This is a genomic window from Gemmata obscuriglobus, assembly GCF_008065095.1.
Lineage (GTDB): Bacteria > Planctomycetota > Planctomycetia > Gemmatales > Gemmataceae > Gemmata > Gemmata obscuriglobus.
The window spans coordinates 1938807-1955502 of the sequence record NZ_CP042911.1 but is presented as its reverse complement, the minus strand read 5'-3'; the positions used below and the strand labels follow the sequence as shown (position 1 = coordinate 1955502).

16 protein-coding genes are annotated in these 16696 nt (G+C 70.7%); 3 read left to right on the top strand and 13 right to left on the bottom strand.

The annotated features are described in order from the left end of the window. Positions 1 to 44: 44 nt before the first annotated feature. Entirely contained in the window at positions 45 to 1166 is a 1122-nt protein-coding gene (locus GobsT_RS08175) for a D-TA family PLP-dependent enzyme (protein ID WP_010048805.1), read from the bottom strand. 136 nt (positions 1167 to 1302) lie between these two features. Here GobsT_RS08175 and GobsT_RS08170 point away from each other — a divergent pair, with 136 nt between their 5' ends. Beyond that, complete coding sequence (locus GobsT_RS08170) at positions 1303 to 1701, top strand: hypothetical protein (RefSeq protein WP_010048807.1); 399 nt, start codon at positions 1303 to 1305, stop codon at positions 1699 to 1701. A gap of 16 nt (positions 1702 to 1717) precedes the next feature. Here the strand turns inward: GobsT_RS08170 and GobsT_RS08165 are convergent, their stop codons facing one another. Both GobsT_RS08165 and GobsT_RS08160 read right to left on the bottom strand, forming a co-directional pair. After that, positions 1718 to 3088: a formylmethanofuran dehydrogenase subunit B gene (locus tag GobsT_RS08165; protein ID WP_010048810.1), complete on the bottom strand. Its 1371-nt coding sequence runs from the start codon at positions 3086 to 3088 to the stop codon at positions 1718 to 1720. A 49-nt stretch (positions 3089 to 3137) separates the two neighbouring features. Then, positions 3138 to 4553: a phytoene desaturase family protein gene (locus GobsT_RS08160; protein ID WP_010048815.1), complete on the bottom strand. Its 1416-nt coding sequence runs from the start codon at positions 4551 to 4553 to the stop codon at positions 3138 to 3140. A 165-nt stretch (positions 4554 to 4718) separates the two neighbouring features. On the opposite strand from GobsT_RS08160, the gene GobsT_RS08155 reads away from it, so the two are divergent. Continuing rightward, positions 4719 to 5042, top strand: a complete 324-nt coding sequence (locus tag GobsT_RS08155; RefSeq protein WP_010048816.1) for a hypothetical protein — start codon at positions 4719 to 4721, stop codon at positions 5040 to 5042. Between the two features lie 156 nt (positions 5043 to 5198). Next, complete coding sequence (locus GobsT_RS08150; RefSeq protein ID WP_010048817.1) at positions 5199 to 5435, top strand: hypothetical protein; 237 nt, start codon at positions 5199 to 5201, stop codon at positions 5433 to 5435. Between the two features lie 119 nt (positions 5436 to 5554). Here GobsT_RS08150 and GobsT_RS08145 read toward each other — a convergent pair whose 3' ends face one another. The 10 genes from GobsT_RS08145 to GobsT_RS08100 all read right to left on the bottom strand — a co-directional run bounded on the left by GobsT_RS08145 (position 5555) and on the right by GobsT_RS08100 (position 16693). Beyond that, on the bottom strand, positions 5555 to 6463 hold the full coding sequence (locus GobsT_RS08145; RefSeq protein WP_081471942.1) for an endonuclease/exonuclease/phosphatase family protein: 909 nt from the start codon (positions 6461 to 6463) through the stop codon (positions 5555 to 5557). Positions 6464 to 6628: 165 nt separating this feature from the next. After that, a complete protein-coding gene (locus GobsT_RS08140) occupies positions 6629 to 8350 on the bottom strand; it encodes a serine/threonine-protein kinase (protein ID WP_010053017.1) in 1722 nt (573 codons plus the stop codon). Between the two features lie 244 nt (positions 8351 to 8594). Next, a complete protein-coding gene (locus GobsT_RS08135) occupies positions 8595 to 9071 on the bottom strand; it encodes a hypothetical protein (RefSeq protein ID WP_010051776.1) in 477 nt (158 codons plus the stop codon). A gap of 18 nt (positions 9072 to 9089) precedes the next feature. Then, on the bottom strand, positions 9090 to 9548 hold the full coding sequence (locus GobsT_RS08130) for a hypothetical protein (RefSeq protein ID WP_010051773.1): 459 nt from the start codon (positions 9546 to 9548) through the stop codon (positions 9090 to 9092). 13 nt (positions 9549 to 9561) lie between these two features. After that, positions 9562 to 10122, bottom strand: a complete 561-nt coding sequence (locus tag GobsT_RS08125; RefSeq protein ID WP_010051770.1) for a hypothetical protein — start codon at positions 10120 to 10122, stop codon at positions 9562 to 9564. Further along, complete coding sequence (locus tag GobsT_RS08120) at positions 10112 to 10753, bottom strand: sigma-70 family RNA polymerase sigma factor (protein ID WP_010051767.1); 642 nt, start codon at positions 10751 to 10753, stop codon at positions 10112 to 10114. The genes GobsT_RS08125 and GobsT_RS08120 overlap by 11 nt, the downstream gene beginning before the upstream one ends. Positions 10754 to 10946: 193 nt before the next feature. After that, a complete protein-coding gene (locus GobsT_RS08115; RefSeq protein WP_109571218.1) occupies positions 10947 to 12434 on the bottom strand; it encodes an EF-hand domain-containing protein in 1488 nt (495 codons plus the stop codon). Next, complete coding sequence (locus GobsT_RS08110) at positions 12431 to 13726, bottom strand: DUF1501 domain-containing protein (RefSeq protein WP_109571219.1); 1296 nt, start codon at positions 13724 to 13726, stop codon at positions 12431 to 12433. Before GobsT_RS08110 ends, GobsT_RS08115 begins: the two co-directional genes overlap by 4 nt. Before the next feature lie 127 nt (positions 13727 to 13853). Next, positions 13854 to 15410, bottom strand: coding sequence for an EF-hand domain-containing protein (locus GobsT_RS08105; protein ID WP_109571220.1), 1557 nt, complete (start codon positions 15408 to 15410; stop codon positions 13854 to 13856). Then, positions 15407 to 16693, bottom strand: coding sequence for a DUF1501 domain-containing protein (locus GobsT_RS08100; protein ID WP_010034579.1), 1287 nt, complete (start codon positions 16691 to 16693; stop codon positions 15407 to 15409). Before GobsT_RS08100 ends, GobsT_RS08105 begins: the two co-directional genes overlap by 4 nt. Positions 16694 to 16696: the final 3 nt, after the last annotated feature.

Sequence of the window (16696 nt, the reverse complement as noted above, 5' to 3'; positions counted from 1 at the left end):
AAATTAACAATCTTAATATATTACACAATATTGATTCCAGTGCACTATACCGTCAGCGTTCGCACGCGCGAGGCCACGTCCCACTTGCCCACCACCTTCCCGCCCTCGGCCACGAGGACGTGGTGGTGCAGGGCGACCGTCGGGCAGATGTGGCCCGGGAGCGCGTACACCACGTCGCCCGGCTTGTAGGCGTCGGCGCCGGCGGTTTCCACGATGAGGTGCTCCTCGTTGTGGCCCACCGTCTTGTACTCGGGGAAGTCGAGCAGCGTGACCCGCTTCTCCAGCAGCGGGTCCGCGGCCACGGCCTTGTTCCCGAGGTCGAGCGTGACGCGGTTCGGGGTGGGTCGGCTGATGACGCGCGTGACCAGCACCGCGGCGGGGGTGATCCCGGCGAGGTCCGCGTACTTGGGGCCGTACCCGGCGTCGTGCAGCACGAACGTCCCCGGCGAGCACTCGATCCCCGGCACGTCGGTCATCGCGGCGTACACCGGGAAGCTCGGCGTGCCGCCGCACACCAGCCGCGGCACCGGTAGCCCTTTCGCTTCGGCGGCGGCGCGCAGGTCGAGCACCGGCTTGATGAACGCGCGAACCGCCTGCTCGCGCTCGGCGCGGTCGGGCTGGCTGTTGTGGCCGTCGTAGAGCTGGAAGCCGTCGAGGCGCAGCCCCGGGAGCTGGCCCGCGAGTTCGTACAGCGCCAGCGCGCCGGGGCCGACCGCGATCCCAGTGCGGTGCTGGCCCACGTCGAGGTCGAGGACCACCCCGATCGTCCGGCCCGCGGCGGCCATCGTCGCGGACAGCGCGCGGGTGGCGGTGGCGTCGTCGATGAGCGCCGAGAAGGTGGTGCCGGGGTACTTCCGAATCAGCTCGCAGGCCCGCTGAATGTTCGGTCCGACCAGCGGGTACGCGATCAGCACGTCGGGCGCGCCCGCGTGCGCCAGCATCTCCGCCTCGGCGATGGTCGCGCACTTGTGCTTCGTGACGCCGGCCTCAAGGAGCAGTTTGACGATTTCGACCGTCTTGTGCGTTTTGACGTGCGGGCGCAGCCGGGCGGGGCCGCCGGCCATCTCGACCACGCGATTGATGTTCTGCTTGATGAGCGCCGGGAAGAACACGAGCGCCGGGCTGAAGATCGTGGCCTGGTCGGAGAGCTGGTAAGCTGGGTGCATGGTTGGCGTTCCGGGGTGGGTGCTGGTGGTGAACATACCAGAACCGCTGTCCGGGTGGGAGTGCCGGCGCCGCTCGCTCGAAAATACCGGCGTCCGGCGCCCGAATCGCAGGTAAACACTTTCGGAGGAGGAGCCCATGCGTCTTTTGATTTCGGCAGCCGCGGTTGCGGTCCTCAGCGTTTCGGCGCTCGCCGATGTGACCGACGCGCGCGTGGTTCAGGTGACGCTCCCGAACGAGGACGTGACGCTGTCCTACGTCGAGCGGAGCCCCCAATTCACCGTCGAGCTGAAGGCGAAAGACGGGGCCGTCGAGGCGCCGCGCGTGTACATCGGGGACGGGGCGGTGGCGGTCGAGTTGTTCGCCCACCCCACGAACGGGATCTTCCTTCAAGACGTAAAGCTGAAGCAAGGCGATCAGTTCAAGAAAGGGGACACGATCAAGGTGCGCCCCGGTTACAAGAAGGCAGCCGATCTGGTCGCGGGCGACGTGTACGTGAAGCTCCCCGGGGTGACGTTCGAGCTGCCCGCGAAATAACGCACGGTCGTTCGGACTAACCGGCGACCCGGCCCAGCAGTTCGTTCAGCACCTCGGCGTCGCTCGGGTAGTCGGTCGGGAGCAGCACCCGGAGCGGGACCGGCACCTCGTCCATCCGGTACGCGGTTCCGGGGCGGTGGACGCCGTACACCGCCGTCGTGAACCGCACCGCGGCCGGCACCGGCGGCTCGGCTTCCGGCGGGTCGAGTACGATCACCGGGATGCGCTTGAGGTGCTCCAGGGATTCGGGCGGGAAGTCCGCAACGGTTTCGCTGCCAATCAAGAGGCACAAATCGGGCTCGCCGCGGGCGAGCATTTCGGGGCCGGTGAACTCGCCGGGGTTGTACCGCGGGTACCCGCGGCTCAGGTTCACCCCGAACGGGTAGCCGGTCTGCCACGCGAGCACCGAGTCCGCGCCCGCCACGTCGCCGAAGCGGCGCATCCGTCGCGCGTAGAACCGGCCGCGGTCGTTCAGGTCGGTGACCAGTTGCAGCAGCGCTTCGACGGTCCGGTGGGCCTGCCTACCGCGCGTGACGCCGGCGCCGAAGAAGAACACGCCGCATTCCGCAGCCGCGATCGCGCGAGCGAGTGAAGACACCCCGCCCCCCGGCCCCCTGCTTTCAGTGCGGGGGAGTTCGTCGGAACCGCCAACCGCGTTCGCCGCGCGAGCCATTTCAGGCGCGTCCTCTCTCCCCCTCCCTTCAGGAAGGGGGCCGGGAGGTGGGTTGCCTTCACGCATCCGCATCCGCAGTTCCCACAGCGCCTCCCAGTTCTGCGCCGCGGGGATCTGCACGAACAAGTCCGCGAGTTTCGCGGTTTCCGTCTCCTGCTCGTCCACAACGACCACCACGCGCCCCGAACGCCCGCCCGGAACCCACCGGCCCACCGGGTCGGCCGCGTACCGCTCCAGGTGGCGCGGGTGCGTCACCGCCGGGTCGCTGCCCCAGAACACGACGAGGTCCGCCCGGTTCTTCACCTCCCCGAGCGTGCACGTCGATTCGCCCACCTGCTGAAGCGCCATGATCGACGGCGCGTGCCCGGTGCTGGCGGTGGTGTCGATGGTCGCGCCGAGCCGGTCCGCGAGCGCCGCCGCGGCGCGCTGCCCCTCGGTCGTGCTGCGCGACAACCCATAGATCAGCGGGTACCGCGCGGCCTTGAGCAGTTCGGCGGCGCGCGCGAACGCGGCGCCCGGGTCGCTCGGCCGACCGTCCAGCAGCGCCGCGGGCGGGGCCGCGCTGTTTTGCGCGCGGAACCACGGGTCCGCGAGCCGGCACGCGCCCTTCGCTTCGACCACGCGGCCGCCGGCAACGGTGACCGCGAGGTCGTCGCACACGCACCCGCACACGGTGCAGCCGACGTCGGTGAAGGTTCGGGGTTGAGAGGTCATCGGGCCGCCCGTGGTCGGTGAGTGGTGCGGAACGGTGGGGCGCGCCGGTTCAGAATCGGCGAAGAGCCGCTTGCGCCGCGAAGTACCCGCACATGCCGTGAACGCCGCCGCCCGGTGGGGTCGAGGACGAGCAGATGTACAGCCCTTTCACGGGGGTGGTGTACGGGTTGAGCCGCGCCACCGGGCGCGTGAAGAGCTGCCACCAGTCCACCACGCCGCCGGCGATGTCGCCGCCGATGTAGTTCGGGTTGTGCGCTTCCATCGCGGCCGTGTTCATCGTGTGCCGCGCGAGGATCACGTCCCGGAAGCCGGGGGCGTACCGCTCGATCTGCGCCTCGATGCGGTCGGTCATGTCCACCGTGGAGCCGTGGGGGACGTGGCAGTAGCCCCACGCCACGTGCTTACCTTCGGGGGCGCGCGTCGGGTCGAACGGCGTCGGCTGTGCGACCAGCACGAAGGGCTTTTCCGCGTGCTCCCCCTTCCAGGGGGCGGCCTCCGCGGCGGCAACTTCTTCGAGCGTCCCGCCGACGTGGACCGTACCGGTGCGGCGGCACTCGGCGGCCAACCACGGGATCGGCGCCGATAACGCCCAGTCTAACTTGAACACCCCGGGGCCGTACCGGAACCGTTCGAGCGCCCGCCGGTAGCGCGCCGGCAGCTTGTGGCCCGCCAGGGCGAGAATTTGCTTCGGTGTGACATCGAGTAGGATCGCTTTCGCGCCGGCGAACTCGTCTACCGACTTCACCGGCCGCCCGGTTTCGATCCGCCCGCCGAGTGAACGCAGATAGGAAGCCAGGGCGTCGGCGATCTTCTGCGCGCCGCCCTTCGGGAACGGCCACCCGGCCGCGTGGCCCGCGAGCCCGAGCATCAGCGCGACCGCCCCGCCCGGGGACTGCTCCAGCGGCAGCACCGCATGCGCCGCCAACCCCGCCACGATCGCCTTCGCGCCGTCCGTTCGGAACCACGCTTCCGCCAGCCGCTTGCCGGAGTACAGCGCCCGCAGTCCGAACCGCATTCCCAGGATCGGGTGCCGGGGGATGCGGAACGGGCCGAGCATGTCCCCGAACAGGTTGGCTGCGCCGGCCGCGAGCGGTTGCATCAGCTTCCGGTACGCGCGGGCGTCCTCACCTACCCCTTCGGCCGTTGCGTCCACGGACCGCTCCAGGGCCGCCGCTCTTCCGTTGTCGAGCGGGTGCGCGAACGGCGTTTCCGGGTGAACCCACTCCAGCCCGTGTTCGTGAAGGGGCAGCGACTGAAGGAACGGGGACACGACCGCCATCGGGTGAACGGCAGAGCAGATGTCGTGAACGAACCCGGGCAGCGTGAGCGCGGCCGACCGCGTGCCGCCGCCGATCGTGTCCGCGCCTTCCACGACGAGTACCGAGCGACCCTGCCGGGCGAGCGCGACCGCCGCGGCCAACCCGTTCGGCCCGGACCCGACCACGACGCACTCGGGGGCTGACATTGGTGTCCTCACAGCCGTTGTGGGCGCACGCTCACTGAACCGCACCGGGCGGACTGCTTGCAACGTATGGCCCCGGGGCGGTTTCAGCAACCGGACGGGCGCGCAACTTGCTCAACAGTTCGGATGTCCGCCCTCGCCTGTGCTCGACTACGAAAGGGGCATCCGATGCGCACGTCACTCTTCTCCGCGGCGGTCGTCGCCGCACTCGCAGTTACGGCCGGGCAACCGGCGAAGGCCAGCGCCCAGGTGGTCGTGTACCCGTCGATCAACAGCAGCCCGTATGTATACCCGGCGGGGTACTATTCGTACCCGTCTTACTCCTACAACTACGCGTACAACTACCCTGGTTACCGCACGTACTCCTACGGCTGGTCGAACCCATACTCCACATGGGGTTGGTCCGGCTACCGCGCGTATCCGTCGTATGGCGCATACGGGGCCGGTTGGCGGAGCGGGTACGGCGGGTATCGCGGGTTCCGGCGCTGGTAGTCGGTGTGTGCGAGCAGAAGCGCGGCCATTCGGCCGCGTTTTCTTTTTTGCCCCGGCATAGGTGCGTCACGATCAGATGGGCGTGCTATTTGCACTACCTGCGGCGCGGAGGGGAACACCATCACCGCATGAGCGGACATGAACCGAGGGGCACCAATGAAGAAGTGCGAAGTGTGTGGCAACGAGTACGATAAGGCGTTCACCGTGACGGAAACCGACGGCAGCGAGCACACGTTCGACTCGTTCGAGTGCGCGATTCACGCCCTGGCGCCCGAGTGCTCGCACTGCGGGTGCCGGGTCGTGGGACACGGCGTCGAACAGGGCGGCGTCATCTACTGTTGTGCGAACTGCGCGAAGCACGCCGGGCACACCGCCTTGCGCGACCGCGCATGAGCTTTGGACACCAAATCCAGTCGTTTCCAGTTCGTCACTTGTGTGCGCCACCCGCCTGCTGACGCAGGCGGGTGGCGCTCCCAATCACCAATACCCTTCAATCGGACTTGGTCCGGTCGTCATTTCACCTTGAACCGGCACACGAGCGGGCGGTGGTCCGACGTGTCGTCGGCGACCACACGCGATTCGAGCAACTCCCACCCGGCCGGGGCGAAGATGTAGTCGAGGCGCTCGGCGCGCGTGCCCTCGAAGAACGTCGGCGGGCCGTCGAACGCGCCGCAGAACTTGCCGGTGTCGCGGATCAGCTTGATCGACGCGTTCTCGGGCCGGTTGTTGAAATCGCCCGCCAGAATCGCGGGCCGGTCGCCCACGAAGTCCAAAAGTTGCTGCGCCTGCGTCAGGTTGTTCCGCATGTCGAACGAGTCGTTGTGCAGGGCGGCCATCAGCACCGGTCGCCCGCCGAACTCGGCCGACACGAACAGCGCCCGCCGGTTGTTCCCCGTCACCCAGAACGGTTTCCGGCCCGCCAGGTCGATGTTCGCGACCGGCGTGAGCGGCGTGCGCGACAGGATCGCGTTGCCGCCGGCCACGCGCGCGAACGGGAGGCCGACGTTGTAGTTCTCGCCGGCCGCGACGTGCGGCAGCCCGCACTCACGCGCGAGGTACTCGACCTGATCGACGTTACAGGGCGCCAGCTCGGTGAGGGCTTCCGAGAGGAACACCGCGTCGGGTTGCTCGGCCCGGATGACTTCGGCCATGCGCCGGAGCTTCGCCAGCACGAACTCGCGCGACTCGAACTTCAGCCCGCCCCTGTGGGCGAACCCCTTCGCGATGTTGTAACTGACGAACGTGGCCTCCCCCGCCGGGGACCGCGACGCGGCTACGGGCACGTCCGCGAGGTGCTGCATCCGCGGCGCCTGCCGGCCGGCGAGGGCGAGACCGTTTAGCGCGAACAGCCCGACCACCAGCAGCGGCAGCGAACCGAGCGCGGCGACCACCCACAACACACGGCGCGTCCTGCGACTCATAGCAAGCTCTTGGCCTTCCGGCCGTAGTCTGTTTCTTGTGGCACAGACATTCCTGTCTGTGTTCCTCAAAATTACCGCACAGACAGGAATGTCTGTGCCACAAAGCCGTCAGCAAAAGCAGACACGATCGGTCGGGCGGTGAATCCGGCCGCTCGGCCGGGGCGCCTACGCGATCCGCGCCTTCCTCTGGCGATAGTACTTCAGCCCCGGGACAAAGAACGACAGCGCCGACACCGCCCCGAACAGCAGAATGCTCACCTGCGGAACCAGTGGCATCACGACCGAGGCGCCGAAGTTCAGCGCGGCCCAGCCGTAGAACCGCCCCGACAGGATGCCGGCCTTGAACATCATCACCATCCCGGCCGCGACCGCGACCGCCGGCGACAGCGTCAGCGCCGGGAGCTGCGCCAGCCACTCGATCCAGAACATCGCGATGCTGGCGCACACGCCGGCCGCCCACGCGTGCGCGATCTGCCGCTCCACGAACAGCACCGGCCCGGCGGCCTTGCGCAACTGCCACAAGATCGTGCCCCAGGTGACCAGCCCGACCGACCAGAACCCCATGTACCACACGTGGTCCTTGTAGCCTTCCCAGGCCAGCACCTGTGTGAGCAGGCACAGCAGGAAGATCATGACGCTGTGGAAGATCCACAGCTTGCCCCAGTTCTCGAGCACGTCGGCGTGGTGCGTCTCGCGGAACAGCCGCGCCATGAAGAACCGCAGCCCGCTGGGCGCCGCCGCGACCGGCTGCCCGGCCGCGTAGGCTTCGAGGTCCGTCGCCAGGGCGGCGGCCGACGGGTACCGCATCTCGGCGGGCTTCTGGAGGCACTTCAGGCAGATGAGTTCCAGCTCGCGGTCGACGGTCGCGTTGAGGTGCCGCGGCGGCACCGGCTCTTGCTCCATGACGAGGAGCAGGGTGTCGACGGGGTGGGCGGCCTGGAACGGCGGGCGCCCGGTGAGCAGTTCGTACAGGATGGCGCCGAGCGCGTACACGTCGGCGGTCGGTGTGAGGTCCTTGCGCCGCGCGGCCTGTTCGGGCGCCATGTAGCTCGGCGTCCCGACCACGAGGCCGGTTTTGGTGATGCCCTCCGATCGGTCGATCTGCTTCGCGAGGCCGAAATCGGACACCTTCGGCTGGAGCGCCGAGGCCGTGGCGCGGAGCGCGGAATCGGAACCCGAAAGCGGCAGCGGGTCGGCTTTCCGTTCCGCGCCCCCGAGCAGGATGTTGCTCGGCTTCAGGTCCCGGTGCAGGATGCCCGCGGCGTGCGCGTGCTCGACCGCCCGGGCGATCACGGCGACCAGCGCGGCGGCCGCGCGGGGCGGGAGCGGGCCGCCGGTGCGGACCTTCTCCGCGAGCGTCGGCCCGTCGACGAACTCCATGCACAGGTACGCCTGCCCGCCGGCCGTGCCCACGTCGTACACGGTTACGATGTTGGGGTGCTTGAGCCGCGCCGCGGACTCGGCCTCGGTGCGGAATCGCGCGCGGTCGGCGTCGGTCGCGAGGTGCGCTTCGCGGACCAGCTTGAGCGCGACGACGCGGTTGAGGCTCTTCTGCCGGGCGCGGTACACGACCCCCATGCCCCCGCGCCCCACCTCTTCGAGCAGCTCGAAGTCGCCGAAGTCGCGGGGCAGCGCCGCGGACCCGTGCTCGGCCCGGTCCGTGGGCGTCGGCGCGTCCGGGTAGGACAGGGTGACCGCGTGCGGGGCCGGCTCGGCCGGGCGGGCCAGGTGCGCGAACTGGGCCACCGCCCACAGCTCGCGCAACTCGGCCGCCAGTTCGGGGTGCTCGCGGGCCGCGGAGTCCACGTCCGCGGGGCGCCCGGCCCGCTGCTCGAACGCGAGCCGGTCGATGAGCAACGCCAACTGCTCGTCGTGGTCGTGCGCCATGGCTCAAAATAAAAAGGGTTCACCGCAGAGGGCACGAGAGGGCGCAGAGAGAACGAACAGAGAGTTGAGGTGCCCCTCGCTTGTCTTTCTCTCTGCGCCCTCTCGTGCCCTCTGCGGTAAAAAAAGTCTAAAGAGTGCTCACCGCAGAGGGCGCAGAGAGAAAGACAAGAGAGCTGAGCCTTCCTCACTCTTGTTTCTCTCTGCGCCCTCTCGTGCCCTCTGCGGTAAAAAACGCCTTCTGCCTTTACTCGTCTTCCCCGAGGCGGGCCGCGTAGTCCGCGAGCGCCTCGGCCGCGTCGTCCGCGAACTCGGTCGCGTCGTCGATGTCGAACCGGATGAAGCCGTAGGGCTCCCGGGGGTCGATGCGCACCGCGAGGTCGATCCACCGGCCGCCGATCTGGTACGTGAGCCACCCGGCTTCGAGCGGTTCGTACCGCGCCCCCGGGATGCCCGCGATGACCGTCAGCTCCGGGCGCTCGGGCGACACCAGCACGGACGCCTCGCGCACCGCCTCTTTGATCAGCGGGTACACCTCGTCCGGCGGCGCCGACAGCTCCCAGTCGCGGCCGTCCACGCGGTAGTACAGCAGCCCGCCCTCTTCGCCGAACCGCACTTCGAGCTGCGTCGCCTTGTCGCGGATCGCGTTCAAGATCACGACGTGCAGGAAGCGCTTAACGTCCGATTCGCCGAGAAGCTGATCGACGGATTCATAAGCCAGCACGGGAACCTCACGAGGCAGTCAGGCGAATTCGGAATCGTCAAAATACACAGAGCCGTTTTCATCAAAGTGCGAGTCGAGCAGTTCATTTGCCCGCCCGGACAGCTCCGGCAGAACCGGGAGTTCCAGAGTCGAGCACTCCAGGACGGACGACGGCGGGTGTGGCACCGGCACGATCTCTACGCGGACGGCGAACTCGTGCCCGCCGAGACGCGCGGTGAACCGGCCGTCCGGTCCGCCGGCCAGCTCGCGCAGCAGGCGCGTCAACTTTGGCAGGACCGTATCGGGCGGCGGTACCAGGCTATACCAGTCGCCCCCGATGCGGCACTCGACGGTGCTGCTCCCGGCCCCGGACCGGCGCGAGGGATCGAACGTGAGCCGATCGGCCCCGTCGCGGGTCGTCATCATCAAGGCGAGCGACACCAGGCGGGCGGGGCCTGTGCCGAACCGTGCGGCGGTGTCGAGGTCGAAGGGCGGCATCGGAACCCTCGGCTCACATCACGGCGGTCGCGAACGCGGCCGGCACGGCGTTCCTCAACCGGGCCTCAAGATCGTCAAAGTCGGCCGGGCGCATCATGTGCGCCTCGATGCGGAGCGGCTGGGCGCTGAGGTCGTGAACCACCTCCAGCGCCCGCTTGTGCCCGCCCCCGTTCGTCGCGACCGTCCGGATCGCGTTCAGCGGCACCGCTTCGGGCTGAGGGGGCTCGTGCGACAGCAGCTCGCCGTGTTCGCCCCGCGGTGGCTCGCCGCGCGCTTCGACCGGGAGCACCAGTGCGGCGGCGGTGAGCCGCAGCAGCGGCGGGCGGAACGCGTTGCGCACGCCCGTGACCAGCGACCAGAACGCCATCCCGAGCGTGGGCGCGCCGAACACGCCGAACACCATCATCGCGACGCCGGTCGGCAGGTCGCCGGTGCGGACGCGGCCGTACCCGGCCGGGAACAGCGACACCGCGAACGTGCCGAAGAGCCCGAAGAACAGCACCGAGCAGCCGACCATGTGCCAGCCCGACCAGTACGGGTACGCGCGCCCGGCGGCGCCGGCATCAGACGTCATCGGGCCGCTCCTGTCCGTCCGGCACGAGCACCGTGCGCAACCGCCGCAGCGCCCGCAAGTACCGCATCGACGCCGCGGCCTCGGTCAACTGCAGCGCGTGCGCCACCTCCTGGTTCGACAGCGCCTCGTGGTGCCGCATGAGCACGATCTCGCGGTCGTCCTCGGAGAGCTTGTCGATCGCGGTCGCGAGCCGGCGCTGGAGCTCCAGCCGGATCGCTTCGGACGTGGGGGTGCGCTCGGTGTCGATCAGTTGCGCGACGAGGGAGACGCTCGACTCGTCGTTCCACGCCGGGCGGGCGATCGGCTGCTCGCGGTCCACGCTGCGGCGCTGCGCCAGCCGGTGCCGGCGGTGCGTGTCGATGATGCGGTCCTGCGCGAGGTGCCGCAGCCACAGGTGGAACGGCATGTCGGGCTTCTTCAGGTACTCGGTGAGCCGCTGGTTGGCCTCGATCAGCACGTCCTGAACGATGTCGGAGGCGTCCACGCGGCGCGCGACGGCGGGGTCGAGCCGCAGGCCGACGACCTGGCGCAGCGGGTCGCGGAACTCGCCGAGGAGCTTGTCGACCGCGCCCGGCGCGCCGGCGCGGGCCTCGTCGAGCAGGCGGTCGGTTTCTTCGCGGTTGGGCCACATACCGGCATTTTATGACGATGGGGCGCGAATTACACGGAATCCGGGAACGACACGTCCCGGACGGGATCGGGTATCAAGTCCAATTGTTCCACTTTCCAAGTCGGGAAGAGCTGAAGCTCCCGCCCCCAAACAGGCGGGGCCGGAACTTCAGCTTGACTCATCTGCGGCTCGTTCGGTTCAATCGGATCGGTCATCACTTCTTCGGGTTCGCCTTCCCGGCCTCTTCGGCACTGAGCAGCCCGTCCTTATCAAGGTCGAGCGTGTCGAACACCGCGGCCGGGCCGGTGAACTCGCGGCGCGACACGTCCCCGTCGCCGTTGCGGTCCATCGCCACGAACCACGCCGGGCCGCCGCGGGTGCTCGCCGCCAGCGTCCGCGGGTAACCCAGGCTCGCCGCACACAGAACCCCGCGCGGCACCTTCGCCGGGGCGACCGCGCCGTCGGCGACGCACCCCGCGGCCTTCAGCCGGTCCCACGCGCCGCGCAGCTCCCGCACCGACAGCGCCCCGTCGTGGTTCGCGTCCAGCAGCTCGAACAACCCGGCGCCGTCGAGGACCGTGAGGAAGACCTGCCCCCGCATGATCTGGGCTTGCAGGTCGAGCCACCCGTCGAGTTCCTTGCGGTCCAGGGTGCCGTCGCCGTCGCGGTCGGCGATCGGTGTCAGCCACCCCAGCCCGCCGGCCGGCCGGCGCCCCTTGGGTGCGTCGGCCGGTTCGGGCGCGTCCAGTTGCGCGACGAACTGTTTGCGCGCGGTCGCGGCGGCTTCGCCCGCCTTCCCCGGAGCGGCCCAGCCGTCCACACGAACCGCGGTCCCGGCGAACGCGAGCCGGTCCGACGCACCACCTTTGTCGGACAGATTCACCGCCCACGTAACGTCGGCCGCCTTCTGGCGCCACGCCGCCGCGTCGGTCACCTTGTGCCGCGGGTCGCGGCGGGCGACCTCGGCGGCCCAGTTCGCGTCCTTCGGGTCGGCCGGGAGCAGCACCAGCGGCAGAGCCGCGACCGCCGCGGGTTGCCCGGTTGTGTCCGTGCCCGGTGGGGACAGGAGCAGCGCGCCCGCGGCGCCGGGGTACACGGCCTTCGGCACCAGTTCGCCGGCGCCGATCAGCTCGTCGTCGTTCTTGTCGAGCGCCTTCAGCACGTCGGCCGCCGCCCGCCACTCCGCTTCGCTCACTTTGCCGTCAGAATTCGTGTCCAGGTGCTTGACCAGCGCCGCGGTCAGGTCGGCGCTCGCGGGCAGCGTGCCGGCGCCGACCTGAATGTTGCCCAGCCCGTTCGCGCGGTAGTAGGCCACCAACTCGTCGAGGCTCACCTTGATGTCACCGTTGCGGTCCAGGTCCGCGAGCGTCAGGACCGGCCCGGTCGGCGGCGTGAACCCGCTCCCCAGCGACTGGCGCAGCGCCCGCGCCGGGGGCAGCAGCGTCACCTCCTTCGCGTCCAGAGCGCCGTCGGCGTTGCGGTCGAAGTACGCGAACAGCTTCGCGAACGTCTCGTCCCAGATCGCGGAAACCGGGACGCCGTCGACTTCGGCCCGCACCTCGATGCGCCGGAGCGCGTCGCCGTCGAGCAGCGCGAACCCGACCGGCACCCCGGCCGGCTTGGCCGCGCCCGGGTCGGCCGCCGGGCACAGACCGACGGCCGCCAGCCCCAGAACCAGCGCGCCGAACGTGAAACGGGTCACAGCAGCTCCTTGATCGGTTTGCCGCTCGGGTCGGCCAGCCGGATGGGCCGGCTCACGTTCGACATGTTCTGCTTCATCGGATCCAGCCCGGCGGCCTTCATCACGGTGGCGACGAGGTCCGCGGTGCGGGTCGGGTCGCTCTCCACCTGCGTGCCGTCTTTGCTGGTCTTGCCGACCGCCTGCCCGCCCTTGACGCCGGCCCCGGCGAGGGCCACGGCCCACGACGCGGGCCAGTGGTCGCGGCCGCTCTGCCCGTTGATCTTCGGCGTCCGCCCGAACTCCCCTTGGCACACCACCAGCGTGCGGTCCAACAGCCCGCGGTCCTTCAGGTCCGCCAGCAGAGCGGAGAACCCGGTGTCGAGCGTGGTGGAGAGCGCCTTGACGCGGTCGAAGTTGTTGTTGTGCGTGTCCCAGCCGTCGAGCGTCACTTCCACGAACGGCACGCCCCGTTCCACCAGCCGGCGGGCGAGCAGGCACCCCTGGCCGAAGGTGCCGCGGCCGTAGGCGTCGCGCACCTGCGGCGTCTCGTCCTCGAGCCGGAACGCAGCGGCGGCCTCCGGGCGCATCAGCCGGACGGCGCGGTCGGTCGCGGCGCGCATCGTCTCGGCCACCGGGTGCGCCTTCCCGGGCGCGAAGTCCTTCTCCAGCCCCGCGAGCAGGTCGAGGCGCTTCACCTGCGCCTCCGTGCCGAGGCCGGCCGGTGGGTCGAGGTCGGCGACGCGCAGGTCGGCGTTCGCAGGGCCGCCGCGCTCGCGCTCCCCGCCCACCACGAACGGCGCGAACCGCGGCCCGAGGAACCCGCCGCCGACGTCCGACCGGCCGCCGACCGCGACGAACCCGGGCAGGTCGGCCTTCGGGTCGTCGAACTCGTGCGCCACCAGCGCGCCGAGCGCGGGGAACTGGATCGCCCCTTGCGGGGTGTACCCGGTCAGGCCGACGACGCGCGCCCGCTGGTGGTCGCCCTCGCGGGTCGCCATCGAGCGGACCACGGCCAGCTCCTTGCCGAGCTTCGCGAGTTTCGGCAGGTGCTCGCTGATCTTCAGCCCGGGTGCGGCGGTGGCGGCCTCCCGGAACGGGCCGCCGTTGTCGTGGCCCGGCTTCAGGTCCCACAGGTCGATGGTCGCGGGGCCGCCGTTCATCCACAAGAGGATGACGGACTTGTGCTTCTTCGGGGCGCGGGCGGCGTCGTCGGCCAGCGCGCCGAGCCACCCGGACTGTGACACGCCGACCGCGCCGGCGGCCGAGAGCCGCAGCCAGTCCCGGCGCGACGGCCGAACACGCAGTGAGAACATCAGGGCCTCCGGTGAGCGAGCGATTCAGGTCGAGCCGGGTGCGGGCGGCGGGCACCGGCATTATCACTTTTCGGGGGCGCGGAAGCGATGCGAACCCGAGGGCTGACAACGCTTTGTCCGGGCGCGGTCAGTTTTTAACCGCGGCGCCGGCCTCGCGGGCGTCGAGGAGGCCGTCCTTGTCGGCGTCGAGCGTGTCGAACACCGCAGCCGGGCCGGTGAACTCGCGGCGCGACACGTCCCCGTCGCCGTTGCGGTCCATCGCCACGAACCACGCCGGGCCGGGCCGGGCCGGCTTGCCCGGGGACGACTTCGGGTGCCCGCGGCTGATCGCGGCGAGCAACTGGCGCGGCAGCTTCGCGCGGTCGAAACGGCCGTCGGTCACGCACCCCGCGGCCGTCAGCCGGTCCCACGCGCCGCGCAGCTCGCGCACCGACAGCGCCCCGTCGTGGTCCGCGTCCAGCAGCTCGAACAGCCCGGCGCCGTGGTCGATCACCGTCAGCAGCACGTGCCCCCTCGCGATCTGGTCCTGGAGGTCGAGCCACGCGGTCAGCTCCGTGTCGCTCAAGGCGCCGTCGCCGTTCCGGTCGGCCGCCGCCGCGAGCTGTTTGAGCGTCCCGGCCTTCGGGGCCGCGAGCTCCTTCGGGTCGAGGCGCGCGTTCGCGTCGGCGTCGGCCTCGGCGAACTGGGCGGCGTACCGCTTGCGCGCGGCGGCGACCGGCTCGGCGAGCTTCCCCTCGTCCGACCGGAGTTCGAGCCGCACCGCGCCGGCGGCGTACACGAGCCGGCCGCTCGCGGGGAGCTTTCCGCCGACCGGCTCCAGCGCGCCGCCGGTCAGCTTCTCCCCGAACCGTGCCTTCCACACGGCCGCTGGTGACGGCCTTCGCGGACCACGTAGCGACTCGGCCGTGAACGCCGATAGCCCGACCTTTTCGCGACGGGCCGCCACGGCGGCCTCCCAGCCGCGGTCCGCGGTGCGCAGCGGCAGCACCACGAACGGGAGCGCGTCCGCGACGGCGTCGGGCGCCCCGTTCGGCGCCGGGGCCGTCACCAGGATCGCCCCGAGCGCGCCGGGGTAGGCGGTGCGCTCGACCAGTTCGCCGGGGCCGATCAGCTCGTCGTCGTTGGCGTCGAGCGCCTTCAGCGCGTCGGGGGCCGCCTTCACCTCCGCCTCGGTGAGCTTGCCGTCCTTGTTGGTGTCGAGGTGCTTCAGCAGCGCATCGGTTAAGGCATCGGTCGCCGGTGCCCTCCCGACCCCCACGAGCACCCCGCCCAGCCCAGCCCGGCGGTAGAAGTCGGCGAGTTCGTCGGGGCTCGCCTTGCCGTCCCCGTTGAGGTCGATGTCCGCAAGCGGCGGCGCGGCGCCCGTGAAGGGCGTGGACTGCCCCCACAGCACCTGCCGCAGCGCGAACGCCGACGGCAGGCGGGCCGCCTCGGTGGCGTCGAGGGCGCCGTCGGCGTCGCGGTCGAAGTACGCGAACAGCTTCGCGAACGTGTCATCCCAGACCGCGGGGACGGGCCGCCCGTCGATCTCGGCGCGCAGCTCCAGCCGCGCGGGCTTCTCGCCCCCGATGAACAGCAGTTCGAGCGCGTCGGCCCGCGGGCTGGGGCCGGGTTCCGCCGGTCTCGCGGGCGCGGCGCACAGGACCGCGGCCCCGACCAGCGCGACGAAAATGACCCGGTTCACAGCAGCTCCTTGATGGGCTCGGCGTCCGGGTCGGCGACCCGGATGGGCCGGCCCACGTTCGACATGTTCTGCTTCTTCGGGTCGATGCCGACCGCTTTCGCGACCGTGGCGATCAGGTCCGGCACCCCGCGCGGCTTGTCCTCGACCGCGGCGCCGTCCGTGCTCGTTCTGCCGACCGCCTGCCCCGTTTTCAGCCCGCCGCCGGCGAGGGCCACGGCCCACGACGCGGGCCAGTGGTCGCGCCCGGTGTTGCCGTTGATCTTGGGCGTGCGGCCGAACTCCCCCTGGCACACCACCAGCGTGCTGTCCAGCATCCCGCGGTCCTTCAGATCCGCCAGCAGAGCGGCGAACCCGGCATCGAGGGCGCCGCACAGGTCCTTCACGCGGTCGAAGTTGTTCTGGTGGGTGTCCCAGCCGTCGAGCGTCACCTCCACGAACGGCACGCCCCGCTCCACCAGCCGGCGGGCCAGCAGGCACCCCTGACCGAACAGCCCGCGGCCGTAGGCGTCGCGCGCCTTCGGCTTCTCCTGCTCCAGGTCGAACGCCGCCGCGGCCTCCGGCTTCATGAGCCGCACCGCGCGGGCGGTCGCGGCCCGGACGCTGCCCGCGACCGCCGACTCGCGGCCGGCGGCGAACTGCCGCTCGGCGCCGGCGAGCAGTTCGAGCCGCGCCCGCTGCGCGTCGTCGCCGACGCCGGCGGTGCGGGCCAGGTCGGGCACCTTCAGCCCGTCCTGCGGGGCGGTCAGCTCGCCGACCACGAGCGGGTCGAAGTGCGGCCCGAGGAACCCGCCGCCGGACGCGGCGTTGCGCGCCGGCGCGACGCTGACGAAGTTCGGCAGGTCGCCGGCCTCGGCCCCCAGCTCCTTGGCGATGACCGCGCCGGCGGCCGGGTACTGGATCGCGCCCAGCGGGGTGTACCCGGTGCGCAGGAGGTAGGTGGCCCGCCCGTGGTCGCCCTCCTTGGTGGACATCGACCGCACCACGGCGAGGTCCTTGCCGAGCTTCGCGAGCTTCGGCAGGTGCTCGCCGATCTTCAGGCCGGGGGCGGCGGTGTCGATCGCCCGGAACGGCCCGCCGTTCGCGTGGCCCGGCTTCAGGTCCCACAGGTCGATGGTCGCCGGCCCGCCGTCGAGCCACAGCACGATGACCGACTTGGCGGGCTTCTTGGGCGCGCCCGCGGCGAGCGCGCGGAGCCAGCCGGACGTGAACCCGGCCCCGAGGCCGGCGCCGGCCGCCGAGCGGAACAGTCCGCGGCGGGTGAGTGGGTTCGTAAAGGTGCGCACCGG